The organism is Prevotella sp. P4-119 (assembly GCF_002251345.1).
GTDB lineage: Bacteria > Bacteroidota > Bacteroidia > Bacteroidales > Bacteroidaceae > Prevotella.
The window spans coordinates 154,190-171,349 of sequence record NZ_NPJB01000063.1; the positions used below are offsets into that span (position 1 = coordinate 154,190).

The 17,160-nt window shown below is 43.4% G+C and carries 17 protein-coding genes; 9 read left to right on the plus strand and 8 right to left on the minus strand.

Annotated features, from left to right (window positions below):
* Positions 1 to 56 precede the first annotated feature (56 nt).
* The 3 genes from CIK89_RS06955 to CIK89_RS13520 are packed head-to-tail and all read left to right on the plus strand — an operon-like array spanning position 57 to position 2,390.
* A complete protein-coding gene (locus CIK89_RS06955; RefSeq protein ID WP_094390662.1) occupies positions 57 to 407 on the plus strand; it encodes a PadR family transcriptional regulator in 351 nt (116 codons plus the stop codon).
* Entirely contained in the window at positions 404 to 2,179 is a 1,776-nt protein-coding gene (locus tag CIK89_RS06960; protein WP_094390663.1) for a PspC domain-containing protein, read from the plus strand. The genes CIK89_RS06955 and CIK89_RS06960 overlap by 4 nt, the downstream gene beginning before the upstream one ends.
* Positions 2,180 to 2,231: 52 nt before the next feature.
* On the plus strand, positions 2,232 to 2,390 hold the full coding sequence (locus CIK89_RS13520) for a hypothetical protein (RefSeq protein WP_158214988.1): 159 nt from the start codon (positions 2,232 to 2,234) through the stop codon (positions 2,388 to 2,390).
* Between the two features lie 955 nt (positions 2,391 to 3,345).
* Here CIK89_RS13520 and CIK89_RS06965 read toward each other — a convergent pair.
* Complete coding sequence (locus tag CIK89_RS06965; RefSeq protein WP_094390664.1) at positions 3,346 to 4,380, minus strand: glycosyltransferase family 2 protein; 1,035 nt, start codon at positions 4,378 to 4,380, stop codon at positions 3,346 to 3,348.
* A 277-nt stretch (positions 4,381 to 4,657) separates the two neighbouring features.
* Positions 4,658 to 5,680, minus strand: a complete 1,023-nt coding sequence (locus CIK89_RS06970) for a glycosyltransferase (RefSeq protein WP_094390665.1) — start codon at positions 5,678 to 5,680, stop codon at positions 4,658 to 4,660.
* A 354-nt stretch (positions 5,681 to 6,034) separates the two neighbouring features.
* Here CIK89_RS06970 and CIK89_RS06975 point away from each other — a divergent pair, with 354 nt between their 5' ends.
* Entirely contained in the window at positions 6,035 to 6,880 is an 846-nt protein-coding gene (locus CIK89_RS06975; RefSeq protein ID WP_094390666.1) for a glycosyltransferase family A protein, read from the plus strand.
* Between the two features lie 74 nt (positions 6,881 to 6,954).
* On the opposite strand, the gene CIK89_RS06980 is transcribed toward CIK89_RS06975, so the two are convergent.
* Complete coding sequence (locus tag CIK89_RS06980) at positions 6,955 to 7,887, minus strand: beta-1,6-N-acetylglucosaminyltransferase (protein ID WP_094390667.1); 933 nt, start codon at positions 7,885 to 7,887, stop codon at positions 6,955 to 6,957.
* Between the two features lie 18 nt (positions 7,888 to 7,905).
* The gene (locus tag CIK89_RS06985) at positions 7,906 to 9,051 is read right to left on the minus strand and encodes a glycosyltransferase family 4 protein (protein WP_158214989.1); all 1,146 of its coding nucleotides are present in this window, start codon (positions 9,049 to 9,051) and stop codon (positions 7,906 to 7,908) included.
* Between the two features lie 97 nt (positions 9,052 to 9,148).
* Here CIK89_RS06985 and CIK89_RS06990 point away from each other — a divergent pair, with 97 nt between their 5' ends.
* Both CIK89_RS06990 and CIK89_RS06995 read left to right on the plus strand, forming a co-directional pair.
* Positions 9,149 to 10,306, plus strand: coding sequence for a glycosyltransferase (locus tag CIK89_RS06990; protein ID WP_094390669.1), 1,158 nt, complete (start codon positions 9,149 to 9,151; stop codon positions 10,304 to 10,306).
* Complete coding sequence (locus CIK89_RS06995) at positions 10,303 to 10,674, plus strand: GtrA family protein (RefSeq protein WP_094390670.1); 372 nt, start codon at positions 10,303 to 10,305, stop codon at positions 10,672 to 10,674. Before CIK89_RS06990 ends, CIK89_RS06995 begins: the two co-directional genes overlap by 4 nt.
* A 6-nt stretch (positions 10,675 to 10,680) precedes the next feature.
* Here CIK89_RS06995 and CIK89_RS07000 read toward each other — a convergent pair whose 3' ends face one another.
* Positions 10,681 to 11,847, minus strand: a complete 1,167-nt coding sequence (locus CIK89_RS07000) for a glycosyltransferase family 4 protein (RefSeq protein ID WP_094390671.1) — start codon at positions 11,845 to 11,847, stop codon at positions 10,681 to 10,683.
* A 94-nt stretch (positions 11,848 to 11,941) separates the two neighbouring features.
* On the opposite strand from CIK89_RS07000, the gene CIK89_RS07005 reads away from it, so the two are divergent.
* Both CIK89_RS07005 and CIK89_RS07010 read left to right on the plus strand, forming a co-directional pair.
* On the plus strand, positions 11,942 to 12,538 hold the full coding sequence (locus tag CIK89_RS07005; RefSeq protein WP_094390672.1) for a DapH/DapD/GlmU-related protein: 597 nt from the start codon (positions 11,942 to 11,944) through the stop codon (positions 12,536 to 12,538).
* Between the two features lie 43 nt (positions 12,539 to 12,581).
* A complete protein-coding gene (locus CIK89_RS07010; RefSeq protein WP_094390729.1) occupies positions 12,582 to 13,709 on the plus strand; it encodes a glycosyltransferase family 1 protein in 1,128 nt (375 codons plus the stop codon).
* Positions 13,710 to 13,726: 17 nt separating this feature from the next.
* On the opposite strand, the gene CIK89_RS07015 is transcribed toward CIK89_RS07010, so the two are convergent.
* The 3 genes from CIK89_RS07015 to aspS all read right to left on the minus strand — a co-directional run bounded on the left by CIK89_RS07015 (position 13,727) and on the right by aspS (position 16,310).
* Positions 13,727 to 14,071 carry a hypothetical protein gene (locus tag CIK89_RS07015; protein ID WP_094390673.1) on the minus strand — a complete coding sequence of 115 codons (345 nt, stop codon included), beginning with the start codon at positions 14,069 to 14,071 and terminating at the stop codon, positions 13,727 to 13,729.
* Between the two features lie 65 nt (positions 14,072 to 14,136).
* Positions 14,137 to 14,436: a winged helix-turn-helix domain-containing protein gene (locus CIK89_RS07020; protein WP_094390674.1), complete on the minus strand. Its 300-nt coding sequence runs from the start codon at positions 14,434 to 14,436 to the stop codon at positions 14,137 to 14,139.
* A 113-nt stretch (positions 14,437 to 14,549) separates the two neighbouring features.
* Positions 14,550 to 16,310, minus strand: a complete 1,761-nt coding sequence (gene aspS / locus CIK89_RS07025; protein ID WP_094390675.1) for an aspartate--tRNA ligase — start codon at positions 16,308 to 16,310, stop codon at positions 14,550 to 14,552.
* Positions 16,311 to 16,766: 456 nt separating this feature from the next.
* Here aspS and CIK89_RS07030 point away from each other — a divergent pair, with 456 nt between their 5' ends.
* Positions 16,767 to 17,150: a DUF1573 domain-containing protein gene (locus CIK89_RS07030; RefSeq protein WP_094390676.1), complete on the plus strand. Its 384-nt coding sequence runs from the start codon at positions 16,767 to 16,769 to the stop codon at positions 17,148 to 17,150.
* Positions 17,151 to 17,160: the final 10 nt, after the last annotated feature.

Here is a 17,160-nt window from a genome sequence, read left to right on the forward strand (position 1 = left end):
AAGGTACTAATATTTTGCCTAACTTTGCATTCGAAATCATATAAACGCAATATAGTATGAACATAGAGAATGCGAAATCACAGATGCGAAAAGGTATGTTGGAGTACTGCGTGCTGCTACTTCTGAAGCGCCGTCCATCGTACGCCAGCGATATTATTCAGCAACTGAAACAGGCAGAATTGCTTGTGGTGGAAGGGACACTCTACCCTTTGCTGACTCGTTTGAAGAATGATGGACTCCTGCAATATCAATGGCAGGAATCAACCCAGGGACCTCCACGCAAATACTATGCTCTCAGTCCTGAGGGTGAAAAATTTCTCGAAGGCCTCGATCTCGCTTGGGCAGAACTCTCAGGCACTATCAATTATCTTAAAAACAATCACCCCAATCTTTTAGAAGCAAAATGAAAAAGAACATTACCATCAATCTTTGTGGGCGTCTCTTTCAGATAGATGAAGATGCCTACGAGCTGTTACAACACTACATAGAGTCGTTACGCCATTCTTTCGGTAAGTCGGAAGGTGGCGACGAGATTGTCGATGACATCGAAGCACGTATTGCAGAATTGTTTACTGAACTTCGCGAACAGGGCAACGAGGCTATCACTATCGACCACGTGAAAGCCATCATCAGCCGTATTGGCGAACCAGAACAGCTGACAGAGAACGAAGAAAGCGACAAAAGCGATAAAGCACACAAGTTTGATTCTTTCAACTCAGCTGCACAAGGTGTGTATGACAATGTACGCAAAAGAACTTCCGGAAAGAAGCTATTCCGCAACCCCAACGATAAAATGGTTGCTGGCGTCCTCTCTGGATTGGCTAAATATACCGACACCGGCCCTGTCATCTGGCGGCTGCTGACGGTCTTATTCTCGGCTTTTTATGGCGTTGGTATTATTATTTACATCGTTATGGCCATCATATTGCCTGAAGCAAGAACGCCTGAACAATTATTGCAGATGGAAGGAAAGGCTGTCACACCACAACATTTGGCAGACATTGTGGTAGATAAAGATCAGAGTACTAACCATCAGCCGAATCTGTTTCGCAGTCTTTTCGCCATTATTTTAAAGATTCTGTTCGGATTCTTCGTGGGCATCGCCTCCATCGTAGCCATCATTCTGTTCTGCGGTTTTCTGTTTGCTTTAGTTGTCTTGGTATCGGCCCTGACATTCCCCGTCAACAGTTATATGCCATTCAATTTGCAAGCCATGGGACTGGCAGAACTGTATGAGACTAATCCGATGATACTCATCATTTTCGTATTCTCTCTGTTTATGATGTTGCTCATACCCATATATGCTATCGTCCACATGCTTCTCTCGCTATCGAAAAAGGTTCAGCCAATGGGCATAGCACAGCGCATCGCATGGATTTTGCTATGGATTGTTGCCCTCTGCAGTATAATACCCTGTAGCATTTCGATGGCGAAATTCCGCCATGAACAACGAACCAAAGAGTATTTCCATACCCATATCTATCAAGACGTACTGATGGATGATAACGATATGGACTTTATGCGCCATGGCGAATGGAATCTGATTAAGGCAGAAGACTGTGCCCACTATACTGCACATGGTGAGTATTTCGACGGTAATAAAAGTGTGAGATACCTTGACACCTATAATGATGAGTGTCGCGCAATATACCAAGTGGAACGCAAACAGGCAGTAGAGCCCGGCATCTACCGCCTCGACTGTATTGCTCGCGCCGAGGGCCCCGGTTCGTTTGTCTATGCCATTGGCGACAGTAAGATGCTGGCAACCATTCCCGCTTATGGCAACAGAGGGGGTGAACTGGCTGCACAAATAAAGAAAGAGATGAGCCACATGCTGGCAAGCGACTCTCTCAATGACGTGGGCATCGACGAAAGCACTAAAGAAGTTGATATTAAGGGCATGAAGTTTGTCTTGACAGATTTACATCAAGATAACAAAAAGAAGCTGAAACGTATCTGCAAAGGCTATGGTTGGTCTATCGTCAGCATAGACAACATCGTGGTAACTGGCGACTCTATTACCTATGGAGTATCTACCGACGAGGGTTTTACGGGCCACCCCTATCGTGCTAAGTGGTTCTCTGCCACCGACTTCAAACTGACACGCACAGGCGATCTGTCTCATATAAAAAATGACAAGACACGCCATCCCCGTATAAAGAGGAACAAAAGGCGATAACCGTCTCTATTGGGATGCAGCCCTCACGAAGTCGATTCATAAAGGCCAATGGGTGATAAAACTTCGTGGCTACGACCTTCTCGGACAAGTGAGCAACCTCCGCTACGCAATAAATGCGCAGGGGCGCACCGAGACGTGGACCAACTCCATGCGCCGTTATGCGCTTCTGACCATCAGCTACCGGTTCTCTCAGAAGCCCAAGAAGAAATAGTCTGTTGTCTCTATACCAATATTTCCGATATGCGGAAAGACAGGATAACAGAATACTTGTTTATCCATAACCAGAAGGACCGGATTCCCATAAATGGAATCCAGTCCTATTTATTGTTATCTGCGCATAGGATGATTCTATCAATAGGAATGTGGCTATAGAAGTTTGTGCTATAATACATAGTTGTGCAATATTCTACAACCTATATATGGATAGACATAACGTTTGGGTTGATTTATCAGCACACAGTTATTTTAGTTTTCTGGAAAATTTCGACCACTCGACCACACTTATTGCCATCGCTCATCAACATGAAACTGCTAAGCAAATAATCCTTATCGATGCCTAAGCGGAGGGCATGATGATTATTACGCTTTTATCCAACGCAGGATAATACTTTTATCAAACGTTGGATAACACTTTTATCAAACGTTGGATAACACCTTTATCAAACGTTGGATAATACTTTTATCAAACGTTGGATAATACCTTTATCAAACGTTGGATAATACCTTTGTCAAACGTTGAAAAGACCTTTGTCAAACGTTGGACAATACCTTTGTCAAACATTGAAAAAACCTTTGCCAAACGTTGGACAATACTTATGCCAAACATTTGGCAACAACTGGCAAAACGTTATCTAAGAAATAGCACACTCTTTTATTTCTGAGTAACAATTGTTATTGTTGACGGACATATACAAACATCGCGGATACGCTTACCAATAAGTGTGGTCGAAGTGTGGTCGTAAATTCTGAATTACAGGAATCGACCACGCCTATAAGAGAGTGATTGACAACGAGATGCAGACGCCTGTGGTCGAGTGGTCGAATATTTCATGAAAACTAAATTTCTTGAGCAGTTATCACCCCACCCTTTCGCCTTACAAGCGTTTGGCATATATCTGTCGCCCATCACATAGTGGTCGCGATGCTCATGCTCTCGCTCAAGTCAACTATGATTTATACACCAATCTATCAATCATCAACTCAAATTTATCCACAACCTTTTTGATATTTTGGAAGTGTGAGCGTACAAAACGAATACGATAAATATGGCTCATCGGTCTGCATATAGTCAGGAAGAAAAGCAGCATAATGGGGCGCTTGAGAGTCTTGGCTGTTGCAAATAGTTGCTTTTCAACATCACGCATGGCTTGTTTTGTACCTTCAGGACATGCCACCTGATAAATCAGATGCTTGTCTTTCAACAAAGCTGGGAACACATAAAGCAACATTCCAGTTGGCCGAACCTGTTTCAAATTCATAACATGGTCAATGATAATCTGAAAACTGCGTAGTCGCTTTACAAGATTCGCCACCTTGTCTTGGGTAATAGAAGTGGTTACATGGCGATAATAATAAGTAACCTGGGGCAGTACCACCACGGTAGAAACCTCAGACAAAAGTTGATAAGTCCATGGATTGTCTTCATGGATAATGCCTTCTATGAAATACAGCTGATGAGACAAGACAAACTGGCGGTTGACGAGTTTGTTCCATGCCATGATGGGAATGCGATCAAACAATATTGCCTCCACACATGCTTGTCCACCAGTCAACACATAGGGACGAGAGGTATGATACCACAATGATTTCAGTCCTACGCCCCACAGATTGTTGGCTTGAACCACATCTGCCCCAGGACAAAGATCGAAGCCCGACACCAAAGTTGAAAGACAGTCGGCAGAGAGATAATCGTCGGAATCGACAAAAAGCAGATAATCGCCCGTTGCGGCATCAATACCCGTATTGCGTGCAGCAGACAATCCGCGGTTCACTTCGTGACGAAGTAAACGAAACTGAACAGCTCCCTGATAGTTATCCACAAAGCGCCGAACAATATCCATACTCCCATCGGGCGAACAGTCGTCAACGATGATACACTCGATATTAGCCTTTGCATCTGATTGGGCTACTACCGAAGCCAGACATTCTTCGATATATGCCTCTACTTTATAGACGGGTATGATAATGGATATGGTTAACATGTATTCCTTTATTCGTAGTTTTGGGTTGTAAGTTATTATCGGTCGAAGCACAGGTCTTGATAATATTTATCAGTATAAGCGCTACGACAAGGCAAAGTTAAGAAAAATAAATAAGAAAAGAGAATAATAGCCAAACTTTTTTCAAACACATCCCGAACACATCCCGAACACATCCCGAACACATCCCGAAGGCTGCAAATATTACAAAAGCAGCAGTTTCAGACCAATCAAATCTTCCATCCCGAAAGGTTCAGCAACTTATCATAGTCTCACCCCACTACCATTTCAACCGGTCAATCATCAGTTCCAATGCAAGCATTATGCGCTCCAATATATGATATTTTCTGCGAACGAAATGGAATGAATAGATGTGGTAGAACGGTTTGAAAATAGTCAGCGAGAACAGTAACAATAATGGGCGTCCGTGGCTAATGATATTCTTAAGCAACCGACTACGCAGACGGCGGAAAGCTTGTAACTCTTCCTCAGAGCAACCATGCTGATCTATCATATTTTGTATCTCCAACAATCGGGAGAAGACATTGACCAACAGACATCCCCGAATATTGCGCTCCTGCTTGAGCATGGTTGTCAAAATAACATCCCAGCAATAAATTGTTTTGCCTATTTTTAATTGTCTTGTATGCATGATAGAATTAGCATTAGGGCGATAGTAATAGGTAACTTGTGGCAACACCAATACTTTTTGGGCTACATCCATCAGTTGATAACTCCAAGGATAGTCTTCAAAAATGATACCCTCAACAAAATAAATATGATTATTGATGAGCACATTCCGCCTTATCAGTCGGTTCCATGGGTTGACAGGAAAAATAAGATTTACCAAAGCGCCAAGTCGTTCTTTTTTAGATAACAATACTATAGGCTCTTGTCTCTTGCTATATGCTTTCTTGTCTAAAAACAAACTATTACCCTGTACAACGTCTGCGTCAGGATTTGCCAACAACCCATCAACCAACGTTTTCAGACCATGTTCCATCAAATAGTCGTCGGAATCGATAAAAAACACATAATCGCCCGTTGCCGCTTCTACACCCGTATTGCGCGCAGCAGATATTCCGCGGTTCACTTCGTGACGAAGCATACGAAACTGAACAGCACCCTGATAGTTATCCACAAAGCGCCGAACTATATCCATACTGCCATCCGGCGAACAGTCGTCAACGATGATGCACTCGATATTAGCCTTTGCATCTGATTGGGCTACTACCGAAGCCAGACATTCTTCGATGTAGGCTTCAACATTATAAACGGGTATGATGATGGATAGGTCAAGCATGTGTTTCTAATTTCGTAGTTTTGGGTTGGAAGTCATTATCGGTCGAAGCACAGGTCTTAATAGTATTTATTAGCATAAGCGCTACGACGAGGCAAAGTTAAGAAAAATAAATGAGAAAAGAAAACAATAGTCAACTATTTTCTATAAGCCTCAGTTAAATCTTATGTGATTGTACATGAATATAACGATAGATCTAATCAGCATTATACTGTTTTTAGACCCTAAAAAACAATGGCTTTTCTTTATAAGAACAAAAAAAATAGTAGCAAATACATATATTCTTAGAAGAAAAACTTGCGATTATCATCAATATCCATTATCTTTGTGGAACAAAAAACTAAAAACAACACTCCAATGGCATGGTATTCGAAATATCTATCAATATACGGAAAGAACTTCAACGAAGTATCTAACGACATCATCAGCGAAACAAGAGAAAGGTTGGCTGCATTGCAAAGCGAGAAACCACTTGCTTCGATTGTGGTCATTGCCTATAACGAAGAACAACACCTACAGGCTTGTCTTTGGGCTCTTAGCGAGATAAAATGCAAGTATCCTGTAGAAATCATTGGCGTTGACAACGATTCGAAAGACCGTACTGCAGAAATTTTCGAGGCATCAGGCATACCATATTACACCGAATATCAGCATAGCTGTGGCTATGCACGCCGCTGCGGTCTGCAACACTCAAAAGGCAAATACTATTTCGATATAGATTCTGACACCATCTATCCACCACACTATTTTGACATCATGTTGGAGGAGCTATTAAAACCTGATGTATCCTGTGTCAGTTCGTTGTGGAGTTATTTTCCTGATGAAAACCATTCATGGATTGGTCTTAAACTCTTTGAGACATGTCGCGACCTCTTTTTATATATACAGCACTTCAAACGACCAGAGCTAAGCGTCCGCGGCCTTGTATTTGCCTATAATGCCGATTACGCTCGCCAAGAGGAATATCGTGTAGATATCATCAGAGGAGAAGACGGTTCGATGGCATTATGCCTGAAGAAATACGGCCGTATCGCCTTTATCTACAACCGCAAAGCACGTGCAATTACCGGCTATGGTACACTATCATCAGATTCGCTTTTTAAAAGTTTCATCAAGCGCATCAAGATTCAAACAAAAGGCATTACTCGCATTTTCTTCACAAAAGACCATTACGAAGATGCTGATGACAATTTGGTGAAATAGATACAAGCAACAACAATTGAATGATTTTATAATTGACCAGTACTTTCTCTTAGAACAGCAAAGCTTCCACTACATCACTTCTCGGTTGTGCCGAGAAGTGCCTTTACTAAACTGTTGATGAGTATTTGGTTCTTGCTGCTCATCTTGCGTGCAAAGAGATATTCGGAACTGAGCAATTCCGCTTCGTCACCATCCTGCCAAGTATAAGGTTCACCACGTCGTTGCTGTTCGATGTTGGCACGTTTGAAATCGATAAAACGCATACAACTATGAACACCATCGTCCATATCGAATATATTCTTCTTCAATTCGGGATTGGAGATAATCAACGAATGTTTATACATCTCATCGCCACACGATGTATGGGCAAAGCGTTTGTTGATAAAAGCCTCCTGGTCTATCAGATATTTCACGGCTTTCTCCGTCAGCGAAACCCAGTTGTGCCCCGTACGGAATGTCAACTCGTTGCCTCTTGAGAAATGGGTAATATCCTGCAATTTCAAGAGAATATGCCGGATAATCTGTGCGGGCACAACCTTCCAACGCGGTTCAAAGGGACAACGGGAGTTCCAACGCATCAAGACATAATATCTGCGGCGCTTGCGCTCAGTATCGGCTTTGATATAATCGGTACGGTCGAAGAAGCCGATAAACTCCTTGCCTTCGTGTTCATCGAAGAACCGATGGATGTAGTCTTGAGTCTTGATAGGCAGATCCACACCCGATAATTTGTGGTAGTACTGATAGGGGCCATGCTGGAAAGCAGTCTTGAAAAGCTCCATCTCACTATGTATCTGGCTGACATCTCCCCATCTCACATCGTAGCGTTTGGGCGTATAGTAGAGCGTAGAATGTTTGGGCTGATACAGCTCTGGCATTTGCTTCACCTTCTTATCGATATGCAGATAAATATCGTTGCGGTCATCGTCAAGCAACGAGAGCAACACATTGAGCAGGCTCCATTCATTATGGGCCATGATCAAATAGGCGTGTCTGTGGTTTGTCATTATCTGTTAGTTGTTGGTTTAATGATTATCATTTTGAACTATCGTTTCAAACAGTTTCGTCCATTGTGGCATAATATTGTCTGAGGTAAATCTTGCAGCATTCAATCTTGCTCGTACTCCCAACCGTTCGCGCAACTCTTTGTTGTTGATGAGCAGTTCCATCTTTTCAGCCAACTGTTGTATATTGCCATTCTCTACCAAAAAGCCATCTTCACCATCGCGAATAATATCACTCGGTCCATAAGGACAATCGAAGGAAACACAGGGCAAACCACACGACATAGCTTCGACAAGCACGAGCCCCCACCCTTCATAGCGCGAACTCATCACATAGAAGGCGCTATTCTGATATTCTTTATAGATGTTGTCGGTCGTACCAGCGAAAGTCATAGACGATGTAAGACCAGCTTTCTCCAACTGCTGTTGTAACTTCTGTAGGTCTCCACCATGTCCATAGACGACAAGTTGCCAATCAGGATGCCTTGCGGCTATAAGTTGCCAAGACTGAATCAATAGGTCGAAGCCCTTCTGTTCGTGAAGTCTGCCTACGGCAATTATCCTTTTCGGTCTATCTGCAACATCGGTTATTTTTTCTGGATAATTAGTCACTACGTTATGAATAACCTCGATATTGTCATAGCCTTTCCAGCATGCAGCATCCTTATGAGTAAGAACTACAACCTTCTCACACCGCTTCAGCATTCCCAACAAATGCCGTGTTATCTTACGGTCTAACCATGGAATATGAGTAAATGTATTCTGCAATAAGAGCTGATAATAAACATGCGATTCTACGACGTGCCGATAAGGCTGGGATAAAATCTCACGAAAAAGGAAAAGTGCATATGTTGTGGACACAACCACATCGGGCTGAATCTCGTCTAACAACTTTCGCAAGCGATGTTTAAACAATCGTGGCATAGTGAATTTGAAACGGATTTTCTTCAGCAATGACATCGTGCCCGTTGTAAAAAACCTTGTGTTTAAATCGACATGTCTGATTTTATTAGACAAAGGATATGCGAAAGGATGGTTACCTTGTTCGTAAGTTACAAATACTATCTCATATCCTGCAACTTCAGCCAGCCAGTTCATCTTGTCACAGAAAATACGCTCTGTGCCACCTTTTGCTGCAAATGAACTGAATATATAGACTAACTTCATATCTGAAATTGTTTGTTCGTGCAAATATATAAAATATTTCTTTATATCCATTTACATTTCGTGTTTTTTTAGTAATTTTGGCGGAAAAATCATTGGTATGGCAAAAAAGGTATGCTTTTTGGTTGATTCCATCTTCAGTATAGGAGGGGTGCAGCGCGTTACTGCAGTCATTGCCAAAGCGTTAAGCAACACCTATGAGGTGACTATTGTCACATTGGATGCTCCATCGGCTTACGATACAACCCTCTACGGACTGGATGAATGTCAGATCAACTTCCGTTTCTTCCAATACCCTCCTGTAGGAAAATGGAAGAACCTGATGTGTAAGGCATATAGCTACCTCTATCGGAAAGTGTTGCCACAAACACACTTCACCTCTGACCTCTATGCGCATAGTTCTTTTCCATCAGAACTGCGGAATGCTTTGGTTGCTGAATTAGACCGACAGTATGACGTCATCATTGGCGACCACGCACCATTGGCAGTCAGACTGGCAACATGCAAAAAACAGCTGAAAGGATCGAAATTGATGGGGTGGATACACAATTCATACGATGCACTCTATGGCAAAGGGTCATTATATATAGGTGAGGAGTTGCAACAACACTATGAATACCAACTGTCGAAACTACAACATACCATCGTTTTGTGTCATTGCGATGCCATCAAATATCATATCCCAACCGACGTGATCTATAATCCCCTAACCCTCAAACCGGGTCAGCCTTCTGACGGAACATCCAAGCGATTTCTTGCTATTGGACGTTTGTCGCCACTCCACAAGGGATTCGACATACTGATAGATGCCTTCTGTCTGTTTGCCCAACATAATAGCGAATGGCATCTGGATATAGTGGGTGAAGGTCAGGAAGGCGATCGCATCCAACGAATGATAGACAAATACAAGCTCAACGACAGAATCACTATCCATCCATTTACCAACAATATCCAAGCGTATTATTCACGTGCTCAAGTCTATATATTGAGTTCGCGGTGGGAAGGGTGGGGGCTCGTGCTTGTTGAAGCCATGTCACATGGGCTACCTGTGGTTTCTTCCGATCTCCCCGTGTGTCAAGAGATTATGGGCGATTTCGGCATGTACTTCAGAAATGGAGATGTTGAAGATCTGTCGCGCAGAATGGGCGTTGCCACCATGATCAATTGGAAAGAGAAGTCTGCTGAAGCCATGGACATTGCCAAAAACTTCAGTACCGACAGTATTATCAAACAATGGAAAGCACTAATTGAAGAATGAAACACAGTAAGGGATTGGGAGAAATCATCCGTTTCGGCATTGTCGGAGTGATTGCCACCGGCATCCAATATGGCATATATTACTTGCTGCTGGGGCACCTCAACGAAACTGCTGCCAATACGGTGGGCTATCTGGTTAGCTTTGTCTGCAACTTCATCATGACAACCTACTTTACATTTCAGGTAAAACCCAATAGAAAGAAAGCAGGCGGCTTTGCCTTGAGTCATTTGGTCAACCTGATATTGCAAAACATATTCCTCAATTTATTCCTATGGCTGGGTGTTGCGAAAGAATGGGCGCCGTTGCCTATGTTTGCCATCTGCGTACCCATCAACTTCCTCTTGGTGCGGTTTTTCGTCAAACGTTAGTCAGAATCAGTCTTTCAACTGATGGGTTGGAAACACAGATTCAACCACTTTCTGCATCTGCACCTTCCACGACAGATGATCCACACTATGACGTATAACCATAGGATTCCATGATTGACTATCCACAAAATCGATGATATCACAGATATTGATGGGCGATTCATCTGCTGGAGCCTTTAAGACATAAGACTGATGATCGAAATCTTCATCTTGTTCGCTATATATAAAAGGTATGCCGCGAGTGGCATACTCACGGTTCTTCAAGGTCTTGATACGAGTTATACCACTACGATGGCGTCCTAAAGAACCGATGGCAAACTGGCATTGGTTGAAGACATCATCCAATTCTGCACCAAACAAAGCTCCATGGAATATGACTTTATCCTTCAAATCATAGCGGTCTATCAAAGTTTGAAAGCCTATCTGCTTGGAATTGCCTGTCATATACGTTTCATCCACTCCACCCACAATATGGAAGATGACGTCACGCTTTACCTTACTCGGCTGTTGGTAATAGGCACCCAAACCAGCTATCAATCGGTCGAAGCCGTGCCAATAATGCACCTCTGCCACACCGATCAGGTGAAGGGGATTGGATAATTGCGGAAACGCAGGATGCAAAGGTGTGCTATCCATATCCACACCATTGCTAATGCGGATGGTTTGCTGACCAAATATCTTCTGTTCGTCAGAGAAAGTGACGATGGCTGACATGGTTTGCGCCAATTGTTGGCGGTATTGTTTATTGATAAAGACACCCAACCGCACACTCCATCCATAGTCGTGAGTATATTCCGAATCATAGGGATAGGTGGGGATTTCGGTAACTGCCACTATTCCCTTTGATCGCAATCTACGGAAGAAACGAATCAGGAAGGGATTGGCATTATGAAAGCTACGGGCATAGACGAACGCTATTCCCTCACGAAGACAGTAGTCATACACACAGCGATAGTCAACACGCTGACGCACAGCAGCCAAGCGTCCCTTGCCATAATCCTGTATAACCTGACCATCAATATATCGACAACGATGGCCTTCGGGAGAGAAAGCATAGTAGCAGAGGCGGACATCGTGTCCGTTTTCACGCAGTCCCTTCACTTGATAGTGAATCTTCTTGCTGATACCGCTATAGTCGGAAAATCCGTGGTAAACGAGGAAGAGTATCTTCATCCTTATAGTATTTATCTTTGCAAAAGTATAGATTATTTTCGAAAAATCACCATAAAATTTGCATTTTTACACTTTTAGTAGTACCTTTACCGCCATGAAAGACAAAGAAACGATGCGAGAACGGCTGAAAGCAAGTCCACGATTGAAACATCTGTTGGACTGTATCATCATGAACCAACGGGATGCACGCCCCCGATGGTACATCAGAATACTGGCGCCTCTCTATCAACATCGTGGTCGCAGTTCGAAGATATACAGTAGTGTGAGGATGGACACCCCACCCTACCGAAAGTTTTCGCTTGGCAAGAATAGTGTGATAGAATCGTTCTGCTGTATCAACAATGCTGTAGGCGACGTCAGTATTGGTAATCACACGCGCATCGGGCTTCATTGCACAGTAATCGGCCCTGTAGCAATCGGCAATCATGTCAATCTGGCACAAGGCATCACCGTAACTGCGCTCAACCATAATTTCGCAGACACCAATCTACGTATTGATGAGCAAGGTATCAGCACACAACCTATTATTATCGGCGATGACGTATGGATTGGCGCCAATGCCGTCATCCTCCCTGGTGTTTCCATCGGTTGCCATTCGGTTGTTGCAGCAGGTGCTGTGGTCAGCAAAGATGTGCCCGACCATTGCGTCGTGGCTGGTGTTCCAGCAAGAATTATCAAGAGACTGGACTAAATAATATTTGAGAACAATTTCCCCATATAAGGACTGTGAGATGATGAGAATTGGTATTGAAGCGCAACGCATATTCCGCAAGAACAAACACGGCATGGATTTCGTGGTTCTTCAAGAGATTAAAGAACTGCAAAAGATGGATACCCCACATGAGTATTTTGTCTTTGTCAAACCTGGCGTTGATCGCTGTATAGAGAGTTCTGAACATGTTCACATCATCGAAGTCAATTGTCCGTCCTATCCGCTTTGGGAACAATGGGCTTTACCACGTGCCGCAAGAAAAGCAGGTGTAGATATTTTGCATTGCACAAGCAATACGGCACCTATCTGGTGCGACATTCCATTGGTGCTGACGCTGCACGACATCATCTTTCTGGAGCCACGCGACAAAAAGAATAAATCGCTCTATCAAAACCTGGGTTATTTCTACCGCCGATGGGATGTGCCTCGCATTCTGAAGAAATGTCGCCGCATCATTACGGTATCTGATTTTGAATTAGGCAATATCAAACAGAAACTTCAACTGCCCGACAGCCAGTTGAAGATGATTTATAACGGTTACAACGAGTGGTTTCGTCCTATAGAAAATGACAAACAACAATACAGAAAATATATTACCGATGCTGGCTATTTCTTCTTCCTTGGCAATACCGATCCGAAAAAGAATACGGAACGCACGCTTGTGGCTTATGCCAAATATCTGGAACTATCAGAAGTGAAACGTCCTTTGCTTATGGCTGATCTTGACCAAGAATATCTCAATGGCATCATCGAGCGCAACGGCATAGAGGCTATCCGTGACCACATCGTGATGCCTGGATACATTATCAATAGCGATTTACCTTATATCTACAATAATGCCTTTGCATTTCTCTACACATCATTGCGTGAGAGTTTCGGCATTCCTTTGCTTGAAGCCATGGCTTGTGGCACACCTGTTATCACATCAAACAAATCTTCCATGCCTGAAATAGCTGGTCATGACGCCATTCTTATTAACCCTGAAAGTAGTGATGAGATTGCGTTGAAGATGTTGCAACTGGAACGTGATACAGACTTCTACCAACGACAGAAGGCTGTAGGACTGGAGAGAGCCAAACTCTTCTCATGGCGCAAGACGACAGAAAACCTGCTTCGTCTTTATGAAGAGGTGTATAAGGAAATAAAATAAGTATGTTTGATTGGTCGCTAATCAAATAGACTAAGCGAAAGATCTTGCTGTTGAGGTTTCTCATCTTCGGCTTCCTCGATGTTTTCATGCTCTTGAAATTCGAGCATGAGTTGTCGGGCATCTGCCGAACCTTTGGTATTGAGACGATAATAACCTCTGCGTTCTGTTCTCTCTATGAGCGACAAAGACGATCGTGAATTGCGTAAGAGATACTGTTGTACATAGGTGCGTATTTCCTCAAAGTCGGGAGATACAAAAAACGACACATTCATATTAAAGACGTGTCTTGCTATGGTTTGAACCGAAATGCCGCGCTCGCCAGCTTCAGTCAATATATGTAGAATCTGTTGGTCGTATGTCATTTGTTAGGAAAGAAAAGGCCGATAAGCGAAAAACTTACCGGCCTCTTCTATAGTTTCATATTGGATTATGCCAATGTGATTTTGTCTTCAGCCGAAACGAGCTTACCCTCTTTGAAGAGCCATCCCAGACCGAGGAGAGTTTCCTCTTCGCTGATTTTAGCAGCTTTGGCAATTTCCTTAACGGTCAGAGCCTTTTCTGCAGCAGCGAGTGCCTGATATACATCACCAGCCTTGAAGCCGATATTCTCTGCATTGACTACTACTTCAGCAACCTTCTTGGCTGCGGGTTTCTTTACGGTTGCCTTTTTAGGCTCAGCAACTTTAGCAGTTGCAGTTGCCTTCTTTGTTGTTTTTTTCTCTGTCATAGTTACGTTAAATAATACACTATTCAATATCTTTCCCTAACATTCCGTTGCAAATTTAGGTAAAATCTTATAATATATTAACGTATTAACATGAAATTTACACTTTTATCGCTTTATTCTTGACGTAGGTCAATAGACAGGTTAAGTTCTTCTAACTGTTTGGCATCAAGCTCACCCGGTGCGTCGAGCATCACATCGCGTCCGCTATTATTCTTTGGGAAAGCGATGCAGTCGCGGATGGAATCGAGTCCTGCCATAATGCTTACGAAGCGGTCGAGACCGAAGGCAAGTCCTGCATGAGGGGGTGCGCCATACTTGAAGGCATTGATGAGGAAGCCAAACTGTGCCATTGCCTTTTCGGGTGTGAAGCCCAAAATCTGGAACATTTTCTCCTGAAGTTTACCATCATGGATACGGAGTGAACCTCCACCGACTTCGATGCCGTTGCAGACAAAGTCGTAGGCCACCGCACGCACACGTTCTGGATGTTCATCAAGCAAGGGGATGTCGTCTGGATTAGGCAATGTGAATGGGTGGTGAGTTGCCATGAGGCGCTGTTCTTCATCGCTCCATTCAAAGAGTGGGAAATCGACAATCCACAGACACTCAAACTTGTTTTTATCGCGCAGTCCGAGGCGGTCGCCCATCTCCAAGCGTAGTGTACAGAGTTGTACGCGAGTCTTATTGGCATTGTCACCACTGAGGATGAGTACGAGGTCGCCATCTTTTGCACCTGTCTTTTCTTTGAGCTGTGCCCATACTTCAGGAGTATAGAACTTGTCTATGCTGCTCTTGACAGTACCGTCGGCATTGTATTTCACATAAACCAATCCCTTGGCGCCTACCTGTGGACGTTTCACAAATTCGGTCAGTTGGTCGAGTTGTTTGCGGGTATAGTCAGCGCAACCTGGCACAACAATACCGCCGATATATTCTGCCTCGTTGAATACTGAGAATGAACCAGTTCCTTTGAGCACATCCATCATCTCGACAAATTCCATGCCGAAGCGCAAATCGGGTTTATCGGAACCGAAACGACGCATAGCATCATGCCATGTCATGCGTTGCATCTTAGGAATCTCTACGCCGCGAATTTCTTTAAAGAGATGGCGTGCGAGATCTTCGAATATCTGAAGTACGTCTTCCTGGTCGGCAAACGACATTTCGCAGTCTATCTGTGTGAACTCTGGCTGACGGTCAGCGCGCAAGTCTTCATCGCGGAAACACTTGGCAATCTGAAAATAGCGATCGAATCCACTCACCATCAAGAGCTGTTTCAAGGTCTGTGGACTCTGTGGCAAAGCATAGAACTGACCGGGATTCATACGGCTGGGCACCACGAAGTCACGTGCACCTTCAGGAGTACTTCCAATAAGTATTGGAGTCTCAACCTCTATAAAGTTCTGATTGTCGAGGAAGTTACGAATCAAGATGGTCATACGGTGACGCAGTTCAAGATTCTTTCTCACAACAGCACGGCGCAGGTCGAGATATCTGTATTTCATGCGGATATCATCTCCACCGTCAGTATTATCTTCAATAGTGAATGGCGGTGTAAGGCTCTCGCTCAACACGTTGAGTTGTTTGGCAAGAATTTCAATATCGCCAGTAGGCATTTTAGCATTCTTCGATTGGCGCTCGCTGACTTTACCCGTCACCTGTATGCACCATTCGCGTCCCATGCGGTTGGCCTGTTCGCAGAGTGCGGCATCAGCCGACTCATCGAATACCAACTGTGTGATTCCGTAGCGGTCGCGCAGGTCAACGAATGTCATACCGCCCATCTTACGTGTTCTTTGTACCCATCCGGCAAGTGTCACTTCGCTGCCGGCATCAGTGAGTCTAAGCTCACCGCAAGTTTTTGTTCTGTACATTATCTTACGTTATTTATTCTTTCTTTTAGTTTGCAAAGGTACGAATAAGTGAGCGAAATGCAAAAGGAAAACCCGTTTTTCTTTTCATTTCCGAACGAGAGTACCTAAGATGCGTAGCATCAAAGGTACGAATAAGTGAGCAGAATACAAAAAGAAAAAAGCAATTTTCTTTTTTATTCTCGAACGCAAGTACCTAAGCGACTATGGCGCAGAGGTACGAATTTTTCTCTTTCAAACTACCTATTGGCTACTACAAAGGCCATTTATACCTTATTCTTTCGGGATGTGTTCGGGATGCGTTCGGGATGCAATCATCAGTACAAACAGATAGAATTTGATAGTTACTCACCTGAAAGACATCAGTTAAAAATACAAAAAAACTATCTGGTTTTTGCATATGTATCAAGAAAAAGCCATACTTTTGTATCGTTTTTAAGAACAAAGAAAGGAAAGAACATGAAAAAAATGATACTTATGGCCTTGATGCTCGTATGCGGAATGGCCACGATGATGGCTCAGAAACCTGCTGAAATCAAGTTTGAGAAACTCACCCACAACTTTGGCACTTTCTCTGAGAAGAATCCAAAAGTGACTTGCACCTTCTCCTACACCAACGTAGGCGAGAAGCCACTTGTCATCAATCAGGCCATTGCCTCATGTGGCTGTACCGTTCCTGAATACACCAAGACTCCCATTCAGCCAAGTGGAAAAGGTACGATCAAGGTGACATACAATGGCGAAGGAAAATTCCCTGGACACTTCAAAAAGACCATCACTATCCGCACAAATGGTGCTATAGAGATGACTCGTCTTTATATTGAAGGTGACATGACAGAATAATACCTATTAA

Excerpts from the sequence above, each read along its gene's own strand:
- CIK89_RS07030 (WP_094390676.1), top strand. The coding sequence starts at position 16,767 with ATGAAAAAAATGATACTTATGGCCTTGATGCTCGTATGCGGAATGGCC.
- CIK89_RS07005 (WP_094390672.1), top strand. The coding sequence starts at position 11,942 with ATGAAAGACAAAGAAACGATGCGAGAACGGCTGAAAGCAAGTCCACGA.
- CIK89_RS07000 (WP_094390671.1), bottom strand. The coding sequence starts at position 11,847 with ATGAAGATACTCTTCCTCGTTTACCACGGATTTTCCGACTATAGCGGT.
- CIK89_RS06985 (WP_158214989.1), bottom strand. The coding sequence starts at position 9,051 with ATGAAGTTAGTCTATATATTCAGTTCATTTGCAGCAAAAGGTGGCACA.
- CIK89_RS07015 (WP_094390673.1), bottom strand. The coding sequence starts at position 14,071 with ATGACATACGACCAACAGATTCTACATATATTGACTGAAGCTGGCGAG.
- CIK89_RS06955 (WP_094390662.1), top strand. The coding sequence starts at position 57 with ATGAACATAGAGAATGCGAAATCACAGATGCGAAAAGGTATGTTGGAG.
- CIK89_RS06960 (WP_094390663.1), top strand. The coding sequence starts at position 404 with ATGAAAAAGAACATTACCATCAATCTTTGTGGGCGTCTCTTTCAGATA.
- CIK89_RS06980 (WP_094390667.1), bottom strand. The coding sequence starts at position 7,887 with ATGACAAACCACAGACACGCCTATTTGATCATGGCCCATAATGAATGG.
- CIK89_RS06965 (WP_094390664.1), bottom strand. The coding sequence starts at position 4,380 with ATGTTAACCATATCCATTATCATACCCGTCTATAAAGTAGAGGCATAT.
- CIK89_RS06970 (WP_094390665.1), bottom strand. The coding sequence starts at position 5,680 with ATGCTTGACCTATCCATCATCATACCCGTTTATAATGTTGAAGCCTAC.
- aspS (WP_094390675.1), bottom strand. The coding sequence starts at position 16,310 with ATGTACAGAACAAAAACTTGCGGTGAGCTTAGACTCACTGATGCCGGC.
- CIK89_RS07020 (WP_094390674.1), bottom strand. The coding sequence starts at position 14,436 with ATGACAGAGAAAAAAACAACAAAGAAGGCAACTGCAACTGCTAAAGTT.
- CIK89_RS06975 (WP_094390666.1), top strand. The coding sequence starts at position 6,035 with ATGGCATGGTATTCGAAATATCTATCAATATACGGAAAGAACTTCAAC.
- CIK89_RS06990 (WP_094390669.1), top strand. The coding sequence starts at position 9,149 with ATGGCAAAAAAGGTATGCTTTTTGGTTGATTCCATCTTCAGTATAGGA.
- CIK89_RS07010 (WP_094390729.1), top strand. The coding sequence starts at position 12,582 with ATGAGAATTGGTATTGAAGCGCAACGCATATTCCGCAAGAACAAACAC.
- CIK89_RS06995 (WP_094390670.1), top strand. The coding sequence starts at position 10,303 with ATGAAACACAGTAAGGGATTGGGAGAAATCATCCGTTTCGGCATTGTC.